At 68.5% G+C, this 691-nt stretch carries 1 protein-coding gene; it reads left to right on the forward strand.

Annotated features, from left to right (window positions below):
* Positions 1 to 29: 29 nt before the first annotated feature.
* The coding region (locus CFR71_RS15945) for a 1-deoxy-D-xylulose-5-phosphate synthase N-terminal domain-containing protein (protein ID WP_275405122.1) at positions 30 to 691 on the forward strand (662 nt) is incomplete at its 3' end.

The following is a 691-nucleotide window of genomic DNA, read 5'->3' on the forward strand; positions in this document are numbered from 1 at the left end:
CCTCCCCCGACGCGGAGTCCTGGGGCTCGATCCCGACGCTGGGCCGTTTTGCGCATCTGGACCGGGTGCGTTACCCGCATGACCTTCGCAACCTTTCGGTGGAGCAGCTCAAGGCACTTGCGGACGAGCTGCGTGCGGAGACGATCGACACGGTCTCGACGACGAGCGGGCATCTGGGCGCGTCGCTTGGCGTGGTGGAACTGACGGTCGCGCTGCATGCGGTGTTCGACACGCCCGACGACCGGGTGATCTGGGATGTCGGCCACCAGACCTATCCGCACAAGATCCTGACGGGGCGGCGCGACCGCATCCGCACGCTGCGCCAGCCGGGCGGGCTTTCGGGCTTCACCCGCCGCAGCGAGAGCGAATACGACCCGTTCGGCGCGGCGCATTCCTCCACCTCCATTTCCGCCGGCCTCGGCATGGCGGTCGCCCACCACCTGCGCGCCGAGCATGACCCCTCCTACCGCGAGCGCAACGTCATCGCGGTGATCGGCGACGGCTCGATTTCGGCGGGCATGGCGTACGAGGCGATGAACAACGCCTCGCACTGCGGCCCGGGGGCGGAGCGGCTGATCGTCATCCTCAACGATAACGAGATGTCGATCGCCCCGCCCGTGGGCGCGATGTCGAGCTACCTTTCGCGGCTGATGTCCTCGCGCAAGTTCCTCAGCCTGCGCGACCTCGCCGC

Origin of the sequence: Novacetimonas pomaceti, assembly GCF_003207955.1 — a bacterium.
In the GTDB taxonomy this organism is placed as follows: domain Bacteria; phylum Pseudomonadota; class Alphaproteobacteria; order Acetobacterales; family Acetobacteraceae; genus Novacetimonas; species Novacetimonas pomaceti.